General features: G+C 42.6%; 13 protein-coding genes. 10 read left to right on the top strand and 3 right to left on the bottom strand.

The annotated features are described in order from the left end of the window. From ACGF63_RS17880 to ACGF63_RS17890, 3 genes are all read left to right on the top strand, one after another. Positions 1–298: transposase (locus ACGF63_RS17880; RefSeq protein WP_387632469.1), on the top strand; the 298-nt coding region annotated here is incomplete at its 5' end. A 343-nt stretch (positions 299–641) separates the two neighbouring features. Then, the gene (locus ACGF63_RS17885) at positions 642–1,274 is read left to right on the top strand and encodes a CatB-related O-acetyltransferase (protein ID WP_387632472.1); all 633 of its coding nucleotides are present in this window, start codon (positions 642–644) and stop codon (positions 1,272–1,274) included. An 863-nt stretch (positions 1,275–2,137) separates the two neighbouring features. Then, positions 2,138–3,811, top strand: a complete 1,674-nt coding sequence (locus ACGF63_RS17890; RefSeq protein WP_152962408.1) for a cyclic peptide export ABC transporter — start codon at positions 2,138–2,140, stop codon at positions 3,809–3,811. A 197-nt stretch (positions 3,812–4,008) separates the two neighbouring features. Here the strand turns inward: ACGF63_RS17890 and ACGF63_RS17895 are convergent, their stop codons facing one another. Then, a complete protein-coding gene (locus tag ACGF63_RS17895) occupies positions 4,009–4,434 on the bottom strand; it encodes an NUDIX domain-containing protein (protein WP_152962407.1) in 426 nt (141 codons plus the stop codon). Between the two features lie 408 nt (positions 4,435–4,842). Here ACGF63_RS17895 and ACGF63_RS17900 point away from each other — a divergent pair, with 408 nt between their 5' ends. Then, the gene (locus ACGF63_RS17900) at positions 4,843–5,061 is read left to right on the top strand and encodes a type II toxin-antitoxin system PemK/MazF family toxin (RefSeq protein ID WP_152962708.1); all 219 of its coding nucleotides are present in this window, start codon (positions 4,843–4,845) and stop codon (positions 5,059–5,061) included. Between the two features lie 86 nt (positions 5,062–5,147). On the opposite strand, the gene prpR is transcribed toward ACGF63_RS17900, so the two are convergent. After that, complete coding sequence (prpR, locus tag ACGF63_RS17905) at positions 5,148–6,803, bottom strand: propionate catabolism operon regulatory protein PrpR (RefSeq protein ID WP_387632476.1); 1,656 nt, start codon at positions 6,801–6,803, stop codon at positions 5,148–5,150. Between the two features lie 300 nt (positions 6,804–7,103). On the opposite strand from prpR, the gene prpB reads away from it, so the two are divergent. From prpB to ACGF63_RS17925, 4 genes are all read left to right on the top strand, one after another. Beyond that, positions 7,104–7,994 (top strand): methylisocitrate lyase, encoded by an 891-nt coding sequence (gene prpB / locus ACGF63_RS17910; protein WP_036842925.1) that lies wholly within the window; start codon positions 7,104–7,106, stop codon positions 7,992–7,994. A 51-nt stretch (positions 7,995–8,045) separates the two neighbouring features. Then, positions 8,046–9,212 (top strand): 2-methylcitrate synthase, encoded by a 1,167-nt coding sequence (gene prpC / locus ACGF63_RS17915; RefSeq protein WP_036842927.1) that lies wholly within the window; start codon positions 8,046–8,048, stop codon positions 9,210–9,212. A gap of 55 nt (positions 9,213–9,267) precedes the next feature. Beyond that, positions 9,268–10,719, top strand: a complete 1,452-nt coding sequence (locus tag ACGF63_RS17920) for a bifunctional 2-methylcitrate dehydratase/aconitate hydratase (protein WP_387632481.1) — start codon at positions 9,268–9,270, stop codon at positions 10,717–10,719. A 70-nt stretch (positions 10,720–10,789) separates the two neighbouring features. Beyond that, the gene (locus ACGF63_RS17925) at positions 10,790–12,676 is read left to right on the top strand and encodes a propionate--CoA ligase (protein ID WP_387632484.1); all 1,887 of its coding nucleotides are present in this window, start codon (positions 10,790–10,792) and stop codon (positions 12,674–12,676) included. A 524-nt stretch (positions 12,677–13,200) separates the two neighbouring features. Here the strand turns inward: ACGF63_RS17925 and ACGF63_RS17930 are convergent. Then, entirely contained in the window at positions 13,201–14,832 is a 1,632-nt protein-coding gene (locus tag ACGF63_RS17930) for a hypothetical protein (RefSeq protein WP_387632487.1), read from the bottom strand. Between the two features lie 1,045 nt (positions 14,833–15,877). On the opposite strand from ACGF63_RS17930, the gene ACGF63_RS17935 reads away from it, so the two are divergent. Then, entirely contained in the window at positions 15,878–16,246 is a 369-nt protein-coding gene (locus ACGF63_RS17935) for a DUF2946 domain-containing protein (protein ID WP_241826104.1), read from the top strand. 154 nt (positions 16,247–16,400) lie between these two features. Continuing rightward, the gene (locus ACGF63_RS17940) at positions 16,401–18,512 is read left to right on the top strand and encodes a TonB-dependent copper receptor (RefSeq protein ID WP_387632489.1); all 2,112 of its coding nucleotides are present in this window, start codon (positions 16,401–16,403) and stop codon (positions 18,510–18,512) included. The last annotated feature ends 66 nt before the right edge of the window (positions 18,513–18,578 follow it).

Here is an 18,578-nt window from a genome sequence, read left to right on the forward strand (position 1 = left end):
AGGGTATGCCAGCCAGATGCGTGAACGTGCGCTGAAGGAACAGGGCTATCGGGTCCATATTCAGAGAAAAGCGTCACGCAACAAGCCCTTATCAGACTGCCAGAAAGGACGAAATAAGAAAATAGCGAAACCCCGGGCACGGGTAGAACATATCTTTGGCTCATTCTCTCAGATGGGTGAAAAATTCATCCGAACGATAGGCCAGCTGCGAGCCAATTTTGCGATGACGCTGAAGGCCACCTGCTATGATTTGCACCGTTTGGTTTATTTTAGAAAATCAGGTATTCATGCTTTTTAATCTCGGCATGTGATGAAAAAGCCATTAAGTTATATTTTCCGCTGAAAAAGCAAGAAAAAGCCACACACAATAAGGTCAATTTTACGGCGAATGAGGGCAAAATTGACCTTATTTTTTGTATTGGGAGTTTTTAGAGGTTCCCTATTGATATGATGTGAACAAGATTAGAAGAATTTGTGAATGATAATCGCTCTAAATTAATGACTAACATATTGTCTAATATGAAAAGAATCCCACGATTAAATCAGCCTCGAATCAGCTAGATGTGATGTGTTTTGAATGCGGATACATCACCATAGAAAGCATTCTATGGTAAATCAATAATCAATAGAGACTGTTTACCATGAAAGAAAAACATTGGTCAAAAGCTCAACTTTTACATGAAGTTGTAACCAATCAAAATATTATCATCAAAGGAACCCATAGCTACTATAGTGATTGCTGGAGTGGTAGTTTTGAAGAATCTGTCGTTCGCTATTTGTATGGCGATAAGGTCAGCCTTCAATGGGAGTCTAAGTGGCCAATTGATAAATTGTATATTGGCGATTATGTTTGCATAGCCGCTGAAACCATCATTCTTATGGGTGGAAATAATACGCATAGAGCAGATTGGTTCTGTTTGTATCCATTTATGGAATATATCGAAGAGGCCTATGTAGGTAAAGGCGACACGAATATTCATGATGGTGTGTGGCTTGGTATGCGTTCAATGATTATGCCAGGTGTCACCATTGGTGAAGGCGCTATAATCGCTGCTAATAGCGTCGTCACTAAAGATGTTGCGCCATACAGTATTGTGGCTGGATCGCCTGCGAAATTAGTTAAATACCGGTTTGAACCGCACATCATAAATGAGCTGCTTGGATTAAAAATATATGATTGGTCAGAAGAGAAATTTAATGCTTTAAAGCCCTATCTCTGTTCTTCAGATATTAAGGCGTTGAAATCTGCTGTAAAATTATATTCAGAAAAATAGTTAATCAGTATTATTAGGTTGTGTCCCGCAATTCATTTGGACTGGCTGAAGGTGAAGAGAAAACGTCAATTCCGTTCATTTTTTGAACCATTAATCTACATTTTTGCTATCAATCACCGAGAAAACTGCATGGTTTTTCACTGTGCAGACAGTTGAGGGACACAGCCTAGTGTATCGACTATCTATCTGTTAGTAAAATCTGCCGTAAACTTTCGCAGTGCAGTCTCTTAGTCAGATCTCCTGATTAAGAGACTGGATAAGGCGATAGTCTTCAACCATGTCCTATCACTTAAACCAACTTGTCTTTTTAATCGGCTAGATTAAACAGCAAGATGATATACCCTATAGATTTCAAGATGCCTCGCGACGGCAAGGGAGCGAATCCCCGGGAGCATAGATAACTATGTGACCGGGGTGAGCGAGTGCAGCCAACAAAGAGGCAACTTGAAAGATAACGGGTATATTTATTTACAGAGAAAGCTTAATACAGTTACGGGCAGAAAAAGATAAAATTATTATATCGTTACAGGATTATGTTACACAAACTATTATTTGTGCCATGGTGAATGGGGCCATTATTCAGTATTAGAACCGGTTGCTATTGAAATTTTAGTTGAAGTTATATTATTGAAATGCTCCGACAAGAACGTTTATTCAAAAAATCGAACTTAATATATCAGGAAATACTCGACATTATATAATATAGCTGTCAATATTTACCGACCTATAAGTGATGGCAATGGGGTGAAAAGCTTTATCATGTGACTTTCAATTTGTTGATCTGAGAGGATGAATCACTTTATGGCAAAGTAATGGTTGTTAAGGGTTAATGATAATAAAATATTATTTAAGGGTTAATGTTGATGATCTCTGATTTAGTTAAATCCAATCGGTTAAAAATTATTTTCAATAGTATTATTGGTGCTTTTAGTGCTTTCTTTAGTATTTGGTTAATCTCCTTGATTACTGATGATGCATTGGTGCAGATTAATACTGACTTGGTATTATGGGCAGTTAAGTTTTTAGCTGGATTAGTTTGTTTATTCATTGTGAGTTCTTTTGCCAACTACCTAATGACAAAATTAAGCGTCAAAATTATTTTTGAAGTTCGCAACACTTTGGTGAGGCGTATTTTGAATACGCCATATGCCATTTTGGATAGAATTGGAGGGCATAGAGTTCAGGCCAGTTTAACATCTGATGTTAATGATATTTCCTGGGCTATTTCTATCATGCCGCAGTTTATTTATCATGTAATTACAGTGGTTGCATGTTTAGGCTTTCTGGCATTTAGATCGATTGAGCTATTTATGGTAATTCTGGTAATTTTTCCATTTGGGATTTTGGTTTCGCGTTACTTCATTAATAAAGCTGAAGCTTATGATAAGATATATCGCGATGATTATGATGATCTTCATAAACAATTCAAAAGTCTGGTAGATGGAGTTAAAGAGCTTAATAACAATAACAAGCGTAAGCGTTCGTTTTTTAATCGTGGTGTTCTGCCAGCATTAAGAAAGATTAATGAATCTGATCTTAAATCAGAAATTTTTTGGAGGTTGAATGAAAACTGGGGGCAAATATTATTATTTCTGGTACTTGGTTCTATTTTATTTTCTCATGCTATGTGGGGAATAGGGGAAAGTAGCGATATTCTTACCTTTATATTTATTATGACTTTTTTACTGGGGCCTGTTGATTTCATTTTGTCCTCACAGGAGATCATAGTAAAAGCTTTCATCTCTCTGCGTAAGGTTGATAGTTTGCAGTTTTCCGAAAATTTATCAATGGAGCCAATTTTAACAAACACAGAAAAACAAGAGGAATGGTCTCAACTTTCACTGAATTCTATAAGTTTTAAATATGTTGGTGAAGAGAGTTGTTTTACGGTTGGTCCGATTAATCTGGATATTCAGCGTGGTGAAATTATCATTATTAAAGGTGGTAATGGCAGTGGTAAATCAACTTTTGCTAAGTTATTGATTGGCCTGTTGAATAAAACTGAAGGTGATATTTTAATAGATGGTAAAGAGATTAATAAAGATAATCTAGAGAATTATCTGAATATGTACAGTGTTATTCACTCGGATTTTTATCTGTTTGATACTGTGATTAATCGCAAAGGTGAATCGGCAGATGATGAGCTGACTCGTCAATATCTGGAAAAATTGAATTTGGCAGAAAAAGTAACGGTTAAAGATGGCAAATTGTCGACCACTAAGCTTTCTCATGGTCAACGTAAACGCCTGGCTCTTGTGATCTCTTATATGGAAGATGCTCCTATTTGTCTGTTTGATGAGTGGGCGGCGGATCAAGATCCTCATTATAGAAATTTTTTCTATCGTGAATTACTGCCCGAGATGAAGCGCAATGGAAAAACGATCATAGTTATTAGTCATGACGATAAATACTTTGATGCTGCCGACAGAATTATCACTATGGATAATGGTTTGGTGGATAATATTGAAGTCAACACATACCCCAATAAAGTAGAAAATGTTGCTTTAGATCCGGCACTTTCTACTATTGAATCATAATAGAAGTTATATTAGGAGGTTATGATGTTTTAAATTTTTTAAAATCAACTAGATAAGATTCGGGAAAAGTATGGTAGTGATTTTTTACAGGGTCTTGTCTTTAGGACGATATAAATTACAGGCTTGATTTTTTTAATTCTGTTTATTAGAAATGTCAGGCCGAAATATAAAATCATTTCGTATTCCTTTACCAATTGTTAGTTAAAAGACGCAATGTAGTTCGTTGTTTTTCCCAATATTGCGTTAATAACTATATTTGGCATTATTTTCAATGTATGAAGTTCTGTTATTGGCACCCAAATTAACGCTCTTCTTATTCCGTGCTCTAAATAAAATGAAATGTCTTTTTCAACATTAGTTTTAAATATGAAATTTATTTCATGAATAGGGATGCCGTTATTTTCATAAAAATTTTCTATTACTTGATGAAATTCAAGCTGTTCTATTTTCATATCGAGCCCAAGCTCTTCTTTTAACTCCCTGGATGCAGCTTCAATACATGACTCACCATCTTCTACTCCGCCACCAGGTAAAATCCAGTAATCATCATCATTTTCACACACAAAAAGAACCTTTTGTTCAGTATCTGTTAAACAAACGGATGCTCTTAAATATCTTTTCATAATATCATTCCAAATGTGTAGTTATTCACAAAATTTAAATTGTTCATACTCTGATGGAGCACCAAAAAATTGTATGTTTCCCGAATCAATTTGATGATAACGAATATGATAGTTTTGTAAAATAGAATTTTCTGAGTGCCACGACAAATAAATTGGGCATGCTGTAGCTGATTTGTTTAGTGATTTCTGTAGTTGGGGTAGGATTAATTTAGTTCTTTTCCTGCCAGAAGAAATTGTGAAACAAACGTAAGCAAGTTAACGTTCTATTTTTCTAGAGGAGTAAAATATGCAGAAACCAATGATTTGGGAAAAACAATCGTATTGGATTTCAACTGATAATCAGTTACTTGATATTACTGCGATTCACCCGCGTTGATTTTATCACAACATGGATTTAACAATCTTGGTATGGTTCTAGTTGCCCCGATAACACAGGGTGGAAACTACTCTCGATATAACGGTTTTACTGTAACTCTATCGGGAACTGGTTCAAAAACTAAAGGAGTAATCTTAATGAATCAAGTCAAAATGGTTGATCTTGAAAGTCGTAATGGCAAATTTATAGAATCTGCAAATCCTATTGTTGTTGAAGATGCACTAGCTAAACTAATGGCTATTATTGAGTAAAAAAGACCATTATTAAGTGATTTTATTCAAATATTATGATAAATAGCGTTTTGATAAAAATGTTGAACTCTCGTTTTACATCACCATTAATTCCCGGCCATTTCCTGTTTCAATCGTCGCCACAACGTAGTACGGCTGATCCCCAGATGTTCCGCAGCCGCATGGCGATTGCCGGAAAATCGTTTCAGGGTTTCATGAGCTGAAGGTGGGGTAACAAATGAAGATTGCAGCGCCAGAGAGGGCCTTGTACTTTTTTCTATCAGCCTGAGTACAGGTTGGCGCTCCGGTGAAAGAGCCAATATTAATTCAGGTGTCAATGTATGCTCAGTATGGGCGCTGAGGTATAACGCGATTCGCTCCATGAGATTACGCAATTCCCGGACATTACCGGGCCAATGATAGGATTGCAATGCCTCCTGACAGGCAGAAAGCTCTTGTACTCTTGACTGCGATACCGGCAAATTCAATGCGGCAAACGCCCGTCGCAGATATTCCAGCGCCAATGTACCAATATCGTTGCCCCTTTCTCGGAGAGCGGGAATATTGATCCGCAATACACTCAGGCGATAGAACAGATCTGTCCGAAAACGTCTTTCTTGAACCCAGGTATCCAAATCGCAATGTGTGGCGCAAATGATCCGAACATCAACGGCAATGGGGCGGTGTCCTCCCACTCTGACGACAGATTTTTCTTCCAGCACTCTCAATAACCGTGTTTGAAGAGGCAGTGGCATTTCACCAATTTCATCCAGAAATAGTGTGCCCCGATGGGCAACTTCAAAAAGACCTGCTCGCCCTCCACGCTGTGAGCCGGTGAAAGCCCCTTCCTCATAACCAAATAATTCAGCTTCCAGCAGGGATTCAGCAATGGCACCACAGTTAACGGCAACAAACGGGCGCTGATGTTTGCCTGCAACCTGACCATACCGGAGGGCATATTCATGGTGAATGGTTTGTGCCACCAGTTCCTTCCCTGTACCGCTTTCCCCTTGTATCAGAACCGTGGCAGGCGAGCGGGCATATAACATGATGGTGTTGCGCACATGCTCAATCACGGCTGAACTTCCCCGGATATCATTGAGGGTGTGGCGGGTGCGCAAGGTCTCCTGTATTGGATAGGCAGAAATTGAAGCCTGGCTAAACTTGGTCATTCTGGCGATATCCAATGCATCATGGAATGCCCGACGAATAGAATCCGCAGAATAGACAAAAACACCGACAAGTTCAGCTTCATAGGCAAGATCGGTAATCAGCCCGGCACCGACAATGACTTTAATGCCGATGGCTTTTAATGCATTAATCTGAGCTCGGGCATTTTCTTCCGTGATGTAGCTACGTTGTTCAATACGTAAGTTGAACCGTTGCTGAAATTCTTCCAGCGCAGGCAATGTATTCTGATAGGCGATAACGCCAATGCGGGAGCTGATTTGCCGTGCACGGGCCAGTGCCTGCATAAAATCAAATCCGCTGGCCTCTGCAATGATAACAGGCACTGACAAACGGCTTTTCAGATAGGCGCCATTAGAGCCGGCACAGATCACTGCATCACAACGTTCGATTGTCAGCCGTTTACGAATATGCTGAACCGCATTTTCAAAACCAAGTTGGATGGGCGTGATATTCGCCTGATGATCGAACTCCGGCGTGATGTCACGGAATAGATCAAAAAGGCGGGAAATGGATACCGTCCAAATGATCGGTTTGTCGCTGTTATCACGCCCTGTTGATGGTGCTTCTGCCATTCCGTTCTCCTAATATTGTGTGCTGTTTTGTTTTTCCCACCAGAACAATTCTATGTTTCAAAAGTGTTTCAATTATGTTTTTTGAAACGAAATTAATCCATTATGAAACAAGGACGCTTTTGTATCAATGATGCTTTCCTACAAGATTAGTCAATGCGTTAGATATTTTTTTATTTTAAAAACAACATATTAATTTCCATTCCATCTTTATTTTTAAGTTTATTAGCCATTGTTTACTTTGTTGGCACACACATTGCTTTATAACAAATATATTTCATCCTAATAACAATGAGGTTATGTATGCCGCTTTCCTCTGCTGGTTTGGCATTTCGTCAGGCTATAGAAGTTGAATCTCCATTACAGATAGTTGGCACCATCAATGCCAACCATGCATTGCTGGCGAAACGGGCGGGCTATAAAGCTATTTATCTTTCTGGTGGCGGTGTATCGGCGGGTTCATTAGGTATGCCTGATCTGGGAATTTCAACGCTGGACGATGTGCTGACAGATATCCGCCGTATCACGGACGTCTGTGATTTGCCATTGCTCGTGGATGCTGATATTGGTTTTGGTTCTTCTGCCTTTAATGTGGCTCGCACCGTGCGCTCAATGATTAAAGCTGGCGCTGCGGGGTTGCATATTGAGGATCAGGTCGGTGCGAAGCGTTGCGGTCATCGCCCGAATAAAGAGATTGTGTCCAAAGAGGAAATGGTTGATCGCATTAAGGCCGCAGTCGATGCCCGTATTGATAAGCATTTCGTCATTATGGCACGTACTGATGCTTTGGCTGTTGAAGGCTTGGCAGCGGCTCTTGACAGGGCTAAAGCCTATATCGAAGCTGGGGCAGACATGCTGTTTCCTGAGGCGATCACGGAATTGCATATGTATAAAACATTTGCGTCAACAACCGGGGTTCCAATACTCGCCAACATCACTGAATTTGGTGCGACGCCACTGTTCACTACCGAAGAGTTAAAAAATGTGGATGTATCCATTGCGCTTTACCCGCTTTCTGCTTTCCGGGCAATGAATAAGGCCGCCGAGCAGGTTTACACCACACTCCGCCGCGAAGGGACACAGAAGAATGTGATCAGCATGATGCAGACTCGCAACGAGTTATACGAAAGCATCAACTACTACGATTTTGAACAAAAACTGGATGCGCTTTTCTCCCAGAAAAAATCTCAATGACGGACAGCTTCATCACTTTATGTGGCATAAAAAACAGTCGAGGTGAGACCAATGAGCGAACAGAACACAATTACTGAGTCAACTACTTTCAAGCCTAAAAAATCTGTTGCCCTTTCGGGAGTCAGTGCGGGTAACACAGCACTCTGTACAGTTGGGAAAACCGGCAACGATCTGCATTACCGTGGCTACGATATTCTTGATCTTGCAACCCAGTGTGAATTTGAAGAAGTTGCGCACCTGTTGATCCACGAAAAATTACCTTCCCGCGCTGAACTGGCCGCCTATAAAACGAAACTAAAAGCACTGCGAGGTTTGCCGGGTAGCGTCAAGGCAGCATTGGAAACATTACCTGCTGCCGCTCATCCCATGGATGTCATGCGTACAGGTGTCTCCGTTCTTGGCTGCACATTGCCTGAAAAAGACGATCACAATCTTGCAGGTGCGCGTGATATTGCTGACAAATTACTGGCCTCTCTTAGCTCCATGTTGCTCTACTGGTATCACTATAGTCACAACGGACGCCGTATTGAGGTAGAAACCGATGATGAGTCGATAGGCGGGCATTTTCTTCACCTCCTGCATGGTAAAAAACCCAGTGAATCATGGGAAGAAACTATGCATATATCCCTGATCCTTTATGCCGAACATGAGTTTAACGCCTCGACATTTACCAGCCGGGTTATCGCAGGAACCGGCACGGATATCTATTCCGCCATCATCGGGGCGATTGGTGCACTGAGAGGGCCAAAACACGGTGGAGCAAACGAAGTCTCTTTTGAAATTCAACAGCGCTATGAAAATCCTGACGAAGCAGAGGCAGATATCCTGGCGCGTCTGGCAAGAAAAGAGGTCATTATCGGCTTTGGTCATCCGGTTTACACCATTTCAGATCCCCGTCACAAAGTGATTAAAAATGTGGCTCTGCAACTTTCCAAAGAGGCAGGAACAACCAAAATGTTTGATATCGCGGATCGGCTGGAATCTGTGATGTGGGCTAACAAAAAGATGTTCCCGAACCTTGATTGGTTCTCTGCGGTTTCCTATCACATGATGGGTGTACCGACGGCGATGTTTACACCGTTGTTTGTGATTGCCCGCACATCGGGATGGGCTGCTCACATCATTGAACAACGTATTGATAACAAAATTATCCGCCCTTCGGCCAATTATACCGGGCCGGAAAATCGGGTATTTACGCCAATTGGTGAGCGTGGATAACGTTATTTTTGGTGTGGTGTTTCCTGTATTCATGTTTTTTTAACAAGGAATTATTATGTCTACCTCTGTTGTAAACAACCGTCCTGAATATGATCAGGTGATTGTGGATATCGTGGATTATGTTATGGAATACCCGATCACATCATCCATTGCCCATGAAACGGCCTATTACTGTTTTCTGGATACGTTAGGCTGTGGGCTAGAGGCGTTGGAATACCCGGCCTGCAAGAAACTGCTGGGGCCTATTGTGCCGGGTACGGTTGTGCCTAATGGTGTGCGTGTGCCGGGAACACAATTCCAGCTCGATCCCGTACAGGCGGCGTTTAACATTGGTACGATAATCCGGTGGCTGGATTTTAATGACACATGGCTGGCGGCTGAATGGGGACATCCGTCCGATAACCTTGGTGGCATACTGGCGGTGGCTGACTGGCTATCAAGAAATGCCGTTGCTTGTGGCAAAAAGCCGCTCACCATCAAAGCCGTTTTAATGGGCATGATCAAAGCACATGAAATTCAGGGATGTCTTGCACTGGAGAATGCGTTCAATAAAGTCGGGTTGGATCACGTCGTTCTGGTAAAAGTGGCTTCGACCGCCGTTGTTGCTGAAATGTTGGGGTTGAACCGGGAAGAGATCCTGAGTGCGGTATCGCTCGCCTGGGTTGATGGGCAGTCGCTGAGAACTTACCGTCATGCTCCTAATACCGGTTCACGTAAATCCTGGGCGGCGGGTGATGCGACATCCCGTGCTGTTCGTCTGGCTTTCATGGCACAAAAGGGTGAGATGGGGTATCCCTCGGTATTAACTGCAAAAACCTGGGGATTTTATGATGTCTTGTTCAATGGACAGCCTTTCAAATTCCAGCGTGCCTATGGTGCTTATGTGATGGAAAACGTATTGTTTAAGATAGCTTTCCCGGCAGAATTTCATGCACAAACTGCGGTGGAAGCGGCAATGAGTCTGCATCAGCAACTGAAAGACACCGGCAAGGCTATCAATGACATCACAAAAATCACTATTCGTACCCATGAGGCCTGTATTCGGATTATCGATAAGCAAGGTCCGTTAAACAACCCGGCGGACAGAGATCATTGTATTCAGTATATGGTTGCGGTTCCTTTGATCTTTGGCCGTCTCACCGCTGCGGATTATGAAGATAGTGTTGCGGCAGATCCCCGTATTGATGCACTGCGGGAAAAAATGGTGTGTGTTGAAGATGTTGATTTTACCTGTGATTACCACGATCCGGGAAAACGCTCTATTGCTAACGCATTAACCGTTACATTTGCAGATGGCAGCCAGCTTGATGAAGTTAAAGTCGAGTTCCCTATCGGCCATGCTCATCGTCGCCGAGAAGGCATTCCATTATTGCTGAAAAAATTCAGAACCAATCTGGCACGTCAGTTTCCTGAAACACAACAGAGGAAAATTCTGTCTGTTTCCCTTGACCGTCAGTTACTGGAAAACATGCCGGTAAACGAATATCTTGATTTGTACGTTATCTAATCTGAAATGCCGTCGGCGGTTGCTCTCCTTGAGTACTGCTCTATCATTTTACGCAGTACCAGGAGAGATTATGTTATTCAAAACTTTTTACCAGCAATCCATTGATGATCCCCACTCTTTCTGGGCTGATCAGGCTAAACGCATTTTCTGGCAACAACCTTTTGAACAGGTTCTGGATCACAACAATCCTCCCTTTGCCCGCTGGTTTTGCGGGGGAAAAACCAACCTATGTTACAACGCACTGGATCGCTGGCTGGAAAGCCAGCCTGACGCCAAAGCGCTCATCATGATTTCAACAGAAACGAATAGTGAAAAAGTATTCACTTTCAGGGAATTACATCGGGAAGTGAACAGAACGGCGGCTATGATGCTTTCTCTGGGCGTTAAAAAAGGCGACAGGGTTTTGGTATATATGCCGATGATTGCCGAAGCGCTGTTTGTTTTGCTCGCTTGTGCCCGTATCGGCGCCGTTCACTCGGTTGTTTTTGGTGGTTTTGCTGCCCAGAGCCTTGCTACACGGTTGGATAATGCCGAGCCTGTGCTGGTGGTGTCTGCGGATGCGGGATCTCGTGGTGGAAAAGTCATTCCTTACAAATCGTTGCTGGATGAAGCTATCGAACTGGCGAACCACAAACCCCGCCATGTGTTGATGGTAAATCGCAGGATGGCTGACATGGTTTGGCTGCCGGAAAGAGATGTTGATTTCGCAACATTGCGGCAAGAATACCTTGATTCTGACGTTCCCGTGACCTGGCTTGAATCAAATGAAACCTCCTGCGTACTTTATACCTCCGGCACGACGGGCACCCCAAAAGGTGTTCAGCGTGATGTCGGAGGTTATGCTGTCGCACTGGCAACATCTATGGATATCATTTTTGGTGGTAAAGCGGGTGAAGTGTTTTTTTGTACGTCAGATATTGGTTGGGTCGTGGGGCATTCGTATATTGCCTATGCGCCTTTGATCGCGGGAATGGCGACGATTATGTATGAAGGGCTGCCGATACGGCCGGATGCTGGAATTTGGTGGCAGATAGTGGAGAAATATCAGGTAACACGCATGTTTTCAGCGCCTACGGCGATGCGTGTACTGAAAAAATATCCGGTTGAATCTATTGCACAATACGATATTTCATCACTTAAATCGTTGTACTTGGCGGGAGAACCGCTTGATGAGCATACAGCCCGCTGGATTGCTGAGGCTATTAACACCCCTGTTATTGATAACTACTGGCAGACGGAGACAGGCTGGCCGATTATGGCCATCGCCCGCGCTCTGGATGACAGGCAGAGCCGATTTGGTAGTACTGGCTTCCCGATGTATGGCTTTCATGTCAAGCTCATCAATGAACTGACTGGCGAGGAGTGTGGCGATAACGAAAAAGGTTTGCTCGTTGTTGAAGGGCCTTTACCCCCAGGTTGCATTCAAACTATCTATGGTGATGATACACGTTTCATCAATACCTATTGGCGTCATTTTGACCAGCCTGTTTATTCCACATTCGATTGGGGTATCCGTGACAGTGATGGCTATTATTTTATTTTGGGACGTTCGGATGATGTGATTAATGTTGCGGGACACCGATTGGGAACGCGGGAGATAGAAGAGTGTATTGCTGGTCATGAAGACGTTGCCGAAGTAGCCGTTATTGGCATCAAGGATGCCATCAAGGGGCAAGCCGTAGTTGCCTTTGCTGTTCTCAAGGATGGAAGGGAAATCCAGAATGCTGAACATTTTTCCTCTCTGGAAAAGGCCTTGATGGGCTTGGTGAACAAACAAATTGGCAGTGTGGGCCGTTCGGCACGGGTGTATTTCGTATCCCAGCTTCCCAAGACCCGTTCAGGAAAAATGTTGCGCCGAACTATGCAGGCAATATGTGAAGGGCGTGAGCCGGGTGATATTTCTCTAATTGAAAACCCTGCTTCGCTGGAGGTTATTTGGGAAGCTGTTTTTCGGTGAATAGTTTTCCATGATACTGGGACGCTTTTATTTTTTCCTTGTTGATTTCTTGGAATAAGGAAGTTGTTGTGGCCCACTCTATTTTCCGATTTGGGAGGTGGTTTTGGAAGTGGAGACAAAGTAACGGGATTCCATTGCCATCTTTGATGTTTTTATGACAGGAGAAGACATTATTTCTGGTTGGATAACTTATGTCGGATCAATACGAACGACGATTATGGCAACGTGTTTAAATTAGCGTCCTGAATTACTTGATCGTTACAATCCGACTTTATTCTCATTTGGATAAAATTACTTATCTAGGATAGCACCTAAGAAAAGATATAATAAAATACATTATACCTGCCTCGTCAGTGGGTAGACGGCTAGCTTTAGTGATTGAGATCCAGAGTCGTATTGAAATGGCGACATCAAATTGTCAGCGTATGGTCGTGAACGCTCCAATGTTGTGTCTACGACCATGATGTAGCATCAAAACTAAGCATATCAAGTCCTTGATATGCTTAACTCGGTTAGTGAAATGGTTATTGCACCAGGTAAAGTGAGTATTTTGTTGGATAGGAATCGTATTCAGCTAACGGTACCATCTTAATAGATGATTTATTATCTCTGATTATCTTTACTCCATTTACTGGCCATTTAGCGGAATCAAGAAGAAACGCGGCTGGTTGTTCAGTTGCACCAATAACAGGAGCGCCGACTTTTAATGAAGCGCCATATGGAATGATATGGAAAATCTCAGGTGTAACTTCAACGAAGTTCTTAGTTAAGAACTGAATTGGCCGAATTGACTCAGCTTGAAAACGCGTTCCAGATACAACAAATGTTAAAGGTAAACCGGCTGCTTTAATTCCATAACCTTCGTAGATGTTCGCGACCTGACTGGGAAGCATACTTTCACAGCTCATTCCAGCACTGATGTCGATACCAATATGTGCCAAGTTTGTAGGCGACATACGAGGGAAATTACGCGCAGTCGCATTGATAACATCGATTGGTAGTATACTGCACTGCCCGGTACTTGAGACAACTGAGTGTTTATCAGGTCTTGATACAATACCGGGGCCTTCTACAGTAGAGGTACTTAATTGGACATCGTTGTAGATTTTCGTAGAGAAGTCTGGAGGATAAAAGCTTAAAGATAGCCTGGAACCATCATTGTGAGCCACGATCCATGCATTGAGTGCATCTGAGAACTGCATATCGACGCTTACCCAGTAGTTTTGACGGTATTCGGTGTGATTCTCTTCCGTTTTTGTGACGAATCCATTGGGGGCAAGTTCTTCAACTTCACTTTGAAAGGTTGGATCGGGAGATCTTAAGACATATTGTCCACCGCCGCCGTAAATTTTATCTAGGGAATTTGCTCCAGTCGTATCGGTGTACATAAGGTAAAACATGCCATTGAGATAGGACACGGATGGTTGCCCTGCTCCATAAGGATTTCCATCTAGTTTCTTGTTAGCGGGTAAGATTATCGGATTACCATTATTTGCTCGTGTCCAGTTAATTCCGTCAGGACTTGTTGCGAGGCCGATTTTTGTTATGCCGCTGGTTTCAGTGCGAATACTGTTCCATCCACCATAATACATATAATATGTACCATTAACTCGTATGACAGAGGGATCGCAGGTATGGACTTTATCGAATGCGTTCGCTTCCTTGTTAGGAGAAAAAACAATCTGGTAGGCATCTTTACCCCTACGGGCGCGGAAAGGGCCATCAAGAGATGAAGATTCGGCATAAAAAATATGATCACCGGGATGAGTGCGATCGGAACCACACCACCACATCCGATATACCCCATCCAATATCACGGAAGGTGCATAGTTGTATACTCCCCCCTTTACTACTGGACCGATAGAAGTTCGAATATCTGATGTTGTTAAAGGTATCTCTGTTTGTGCTAATGATGGCGGGGTTAATAATAATCCGCAGAGAGTAGCTAAGCTTAAGGTGACCAATAAAACATTTCGATAAATCACACGGAAAGGGCGAAATAGCAATCCGCAATAATACAAAGTGCAAACTAAAGCGTCATTTAATGTAGATCCGCGATTATTTACCAGAGCCGACATTTTAAGTGCATAGTTATTGATATTTAATTGCTTAATGATGCCCCGAATTTTGGGGGCTTTTTTGGTACACAAAATCACAATTTTCTCCAGAGTTGTAAGTTTAAGTAACAGAATAAGAAAAGTTCTTAGCAAAGCCTCCCACGAATATTCTCCTAAAAAAGATGCAATGGCTGATAACCAGCATTCTTCGAGTTAAATTCAGTCGGCGATTGGTTATTTAACCTGCTATGCAACCGTGCTTTGCTAGTATGTTGCATAAAATTAGTGTTGGTTTATTCGAACAGCTCTTGTGCTGGTCTTCTGATGTGTTTTTATGGGCATCTCCTTACCAATGTCGCTATAACAAAACGCTGTTTATCAGCGTTGATGTAGTACAGTAATCTACTGTCAACAGAAGTTACTAAAGATAAATTTTTTGTACTTTTATCCTTCTAAAATCAAACTATTGAAGTTAAATAAATCAGTATGAAAAATCTAACGGTCATTTTTTGTTTTTTTGGTGAATATCTGTTCATGACGAAAAATGTTACATAAATCACAAAAAAATATCAATTAGTTTATTTTTGAGACTATTCTTAATTGAACAATCAAAAAATTTCTTCTAGTGAGTGTTTTTGTGGAGGATAAAAAAATGCGGCTGTAATACGAAGGTCTATGAGTTATATGGTAAGCGTCAATGTGGAAACGATATTATGTAGATATGCTGAGTCAGATCTACTTTATTACACGTGGGGCAATGGTTTTTGCTCGGTGTTCATTTGGAATTCACTTAGATTGTAGGCATTGTTGCCATTGATTTAGGGGTTATGTGGCTAATCTTTTACAGTGATTTCCCAAATAGTGAGGGATGAGCAATTAGTTTCGCGATAGGTATCGTTGCCTTTATCGCTGTATTTATCTTGCTAAGAATGTCGTTATTGTGAACGGTGGGATTTTGCGTCGAATTCATGAAAAAAATCCTGCTAATTTTAGAAAAACATCAAATTTTGTCGTCAAAGCGACATTCCTGCATAAAGTGTTTTAACATTTGACTGTTAAATACGTACAATCCCCTCCCTGAATGTGTTCTCTACAGAATAGGCTTGGTTTGTCACTGATCCAGATTTACACATCGCGGAGCCGCTTGTCAGCCTGGCTTGGTATATTAGCGATATTGATGTTGTTCATTGCACCCGTGATCTCCCGGTCACTGGAACATGCGCGCATTGGTGAGTCTCATTCTGACATTGCTTCTGCATCACAGGGCACTAACCATCATGATGGTATGCAGATGGGTATGCATGCGGGTGGTGGCATGTCGATGCTGGATGATATTGCCTGTGGATACTGCGTCTTTCTTATCCATGTACCTATGCTAGATTTGGCGAATACACCGTTATTCTGGTCAACTTCGCTGACTTCACGGCCACCACCGGTTCAACCTGTAACTCTCTTCCTTGCGCATTTCATCTTTTCGGATTCGCTGCCTCGCGCTCCGCCTGAACAGATCTAATCTCATCGGTTTAAACATAATAAAACGCTTTGTCCTGCTAACTTTTTAGCCAGGAAAAGTTTGCTTATACCAAAAACTGTTTGGTTGGATTCTATAACGTATTCCGCTTTTGATAGCAATATCGCTTCGGAGCGCGGATGCACATTAAGGAAAGATGATGTTTGAAAAAAATGTTGCTTATAAAAAAAATACGCTGGCCCGTTGTATTAGCTCGGCAATGCCGCTTTTTTTGCTGGCTGCTTTTAATGGATATGCGGTTGAAATCTCACCAGATTCGCATGATCATGCGAATGACCCAAAAACCAATGACGGCGATGTGATTACCGTCACTGCGCCTTTGTATTCGCCTTTATCAATTGTCACGTCACCAAAAACGCCTCGTCAGCCAGTTCCGGCAAGTGATGGCTCTGACTATCTGAAAACCATACCCGGTTTTTCACAAATCCGTAATGGGGGCACCAATGGTGATCCAGTATTTCGGGGAATGTTTGGTTCAAGGCTTAAGATCCTGACTGATGGCGCAGAAATGCAAGGGGCCTGTCCTGGCAGGATGGATGCGCCTTCATCTTATATTTCACCGGAAAGTTATGATTTGCTGACACTGATTAAAGGGCCTCAAACCGTATTGTGGGGCCCAGGTGCTTCCGCTGGGACCATTAGGTTTGAGCGTGAACACCCTAAATTTAATGAGCCGGGGGTGAAGGTCAATGCCAGTGGGTTGACCGGTTCAAATGGTCGTTGGGATGGCAATGTTGATGCCAGTGTCGGCAATGAATTGGGATATTTACGTTTAATGGGGAATACCTCCCGTTCACATGATTATAAAGATGGTAGTGGGTATCGTGTCCCTTCACGCTGGGATAAGTGGAATAGCGATCTGGCGCTGGGGTGGACGCCGGATAAAGATACACTGCTCGAATTGACCGCCGGGAAAGGTGATGGAGAGGCCCGCTATGCGGGGCGTAATATGGATGGTTCACAATTTAAACGTGAAAGCCTCGGCGTGCGTTTTGAGAAATCTAACATCAGTGAGGTTCTTGATAAGGTTGAAGCCCAAGTTTATTACAACTATACCAACCATATCATGGACAATATAACCTTGCGTTCTCCGAACAGCCCTATGTCTATGGGATCGATGGGGAAGATGGGTATGCCTTCCGCGACCTGCAAGCATATGTGTGGTATGCATATGAATATGAACAGTGGTATGTCCATGCAACTGGATCGTCGGATTGTGGGAGGACGGGCGATGGGCACCTGGCTATGGCAAGATTTCAAGCTGGAAAGTGGTGCGGATACTCAAACTAATACCCATCGTAATAAATCAGGCAGCGTGTGGCAAAAGGATGCCCAATTCCGTAATTATGGCTTGTTTGGTGAGTTGACCTGGTATGCCACAGAGCAGAGCGAGTTGATAACCGGTGCCCGTCTTGATCGCAGTCTGGTGAAAAAATTTGCCGGCAATAGCGAGAAAGAACGAAATGATACTTTGCCAAGTGGTTTTATGCGTTTAGAGCATACTCTCACTGATGTTCCGCTGATGTTTTATGCCGGTATTGGTTATACCGAGCGCTTCCCGGACTACTGGGAGCTATTCTCGCCTAAACTCGGTCCGGCAGGCAGTGCCAGCGCTTTTGATGGCGTGAAAAGTGAAAAAACTACCCAGCTTGATATTGGGGCGCAATATACGGGAGAACGCTTTAATAGCTGGGTGTCAGCCTATGTAGGGCGGGTGAATGATTTTATTTTGTTTAGATATAGCCCAACCAATGCTCGCCTCAGCCAGGCTGATAATGTTAATGCCAATGTTATGGGCGGAGAGATGGGCTTTGGCTATCAACTGACAGATCATTGGAAAACGGATGCCAGCCTGGCTTATTCATGGGGTGAAAATACCACAGATAACAAGCCACTGCCTCAGATCCCACCTCTGGAAGCCCGTTTCGGATTGACTTATGAACGTGGTGACTGGAGCAGTACCGGTTTGTGGCGATTGGTTAGCAGCCAGCATCGGATTGCTATAGATCAGGGAAATGTTGTCGGCAAAGATTTTAAAGACAGCCCGGGTTTCGGCGTGCTTTCTGCAAACGTCGCCTATAAGATCAACAAAAATGTCAAAGTTAGCACAGGTATCGACAACATTCTGAATAAAGAATACAGCGAACACCTCAACCTTGCAGGTAATAGTACCTTTGGTTATTCAGCAAACACCTCAGTAAATGAACCCGGCCGAACAATATGGGCTAAAGTTAATGTAACATTCTAATGATAAAATGGCGTCCAGTGATTGGACGCCAATATTTTTCTTACTTGTTTAATATTCAAGGAGAAT

The sequence above is a fragment of the Photorhabdus sp. RM322S genome, from assembly GCF_042879395.1.
In the GTDB taxonomy this organism is placed as follows: domain Bacteria; phylum Pseudomonadota; class Gammaproteobacteria; order Enterobacterales; family Enterobacteriaceae; genus Photorhabdus; species Photorhabdus khanii.

What these genes read in the sequence shown, in the direction of transcription:
- ACGF63_RS17885 (WP_387632472.1), top strand. Translation starts at nt 642, where the DNA reads ATGAAAGAAAAACATTGGTCAAAAGCTCAACTTTTACATGAAGTTGTA.
- ACGF63_RS17890 (WP_152962408.1), top strand. Translation starts at nt 2,138, where the DNA reads ATGATCTCTGATTTAGTTAAATCCAATCGGTTAAAAATTATTTTCAAT.
- ACGF63_RS17895 (WP_152962407.1), bottom strand. Translation starts at nt 4,434, where the DNA reads ATGAAAAGATATTTAAGAGCATCCGTTTGTTTAACAGATACTGAACAA.
- ACGF63_RS17900 (WP_152962708.1), top strand. Translation starts at nt 4,843, where the DNA reads ATGGTTCTAGTTGCCCCGATAACACAGGGTGGAAACTACTCTCGATAT.
- prpR (WP_387632476.1), bottom strand. Translation starts at nt 6,803, where the DNA reads ATGGCAGAAGCACCATCAACAGGGCGTGATAACAGCGACAAACCGATC.
- prpB (WP_036842925.1), top strand. Translation starts at nt 7,104, where the DNA reads ATGCCGCTTTCCTCTGCTGGTTTGGCATTTCGTCAGGCTATAGAAGTT.
- prpC (WP_036842927.1), top strand. Translation starts at nt 8,046, where the DNA reads ATGAGCGAACAGAACACAATTACTGAGTCAACTACTTTCAAGCCTAAA.
- ACGF63_RS17920 (WP_387632481.1), top strand. Translation starts at nt 9,268, where the DNA reads ATGTCTACCTCTGTTGTAAACAACCGTCCTGAATATGATCAGGTGATT.
- ACGF63_RS17925 (WP_387632484.1), top strand. Translation starts at nt 10,790, where the DNA reads ATGTTATTCAAAACTTTTTACCAGCAATCCATTGATGATCCCCACTCT.
- ACGF63_RS17940 (WP_387632489.1), top strand. Translation starts at nt 16,401, where the DNA reads ATGATGTTTGAAAAAAATGTTGCTTATAAAAAAAATACGCTGGCCCGT.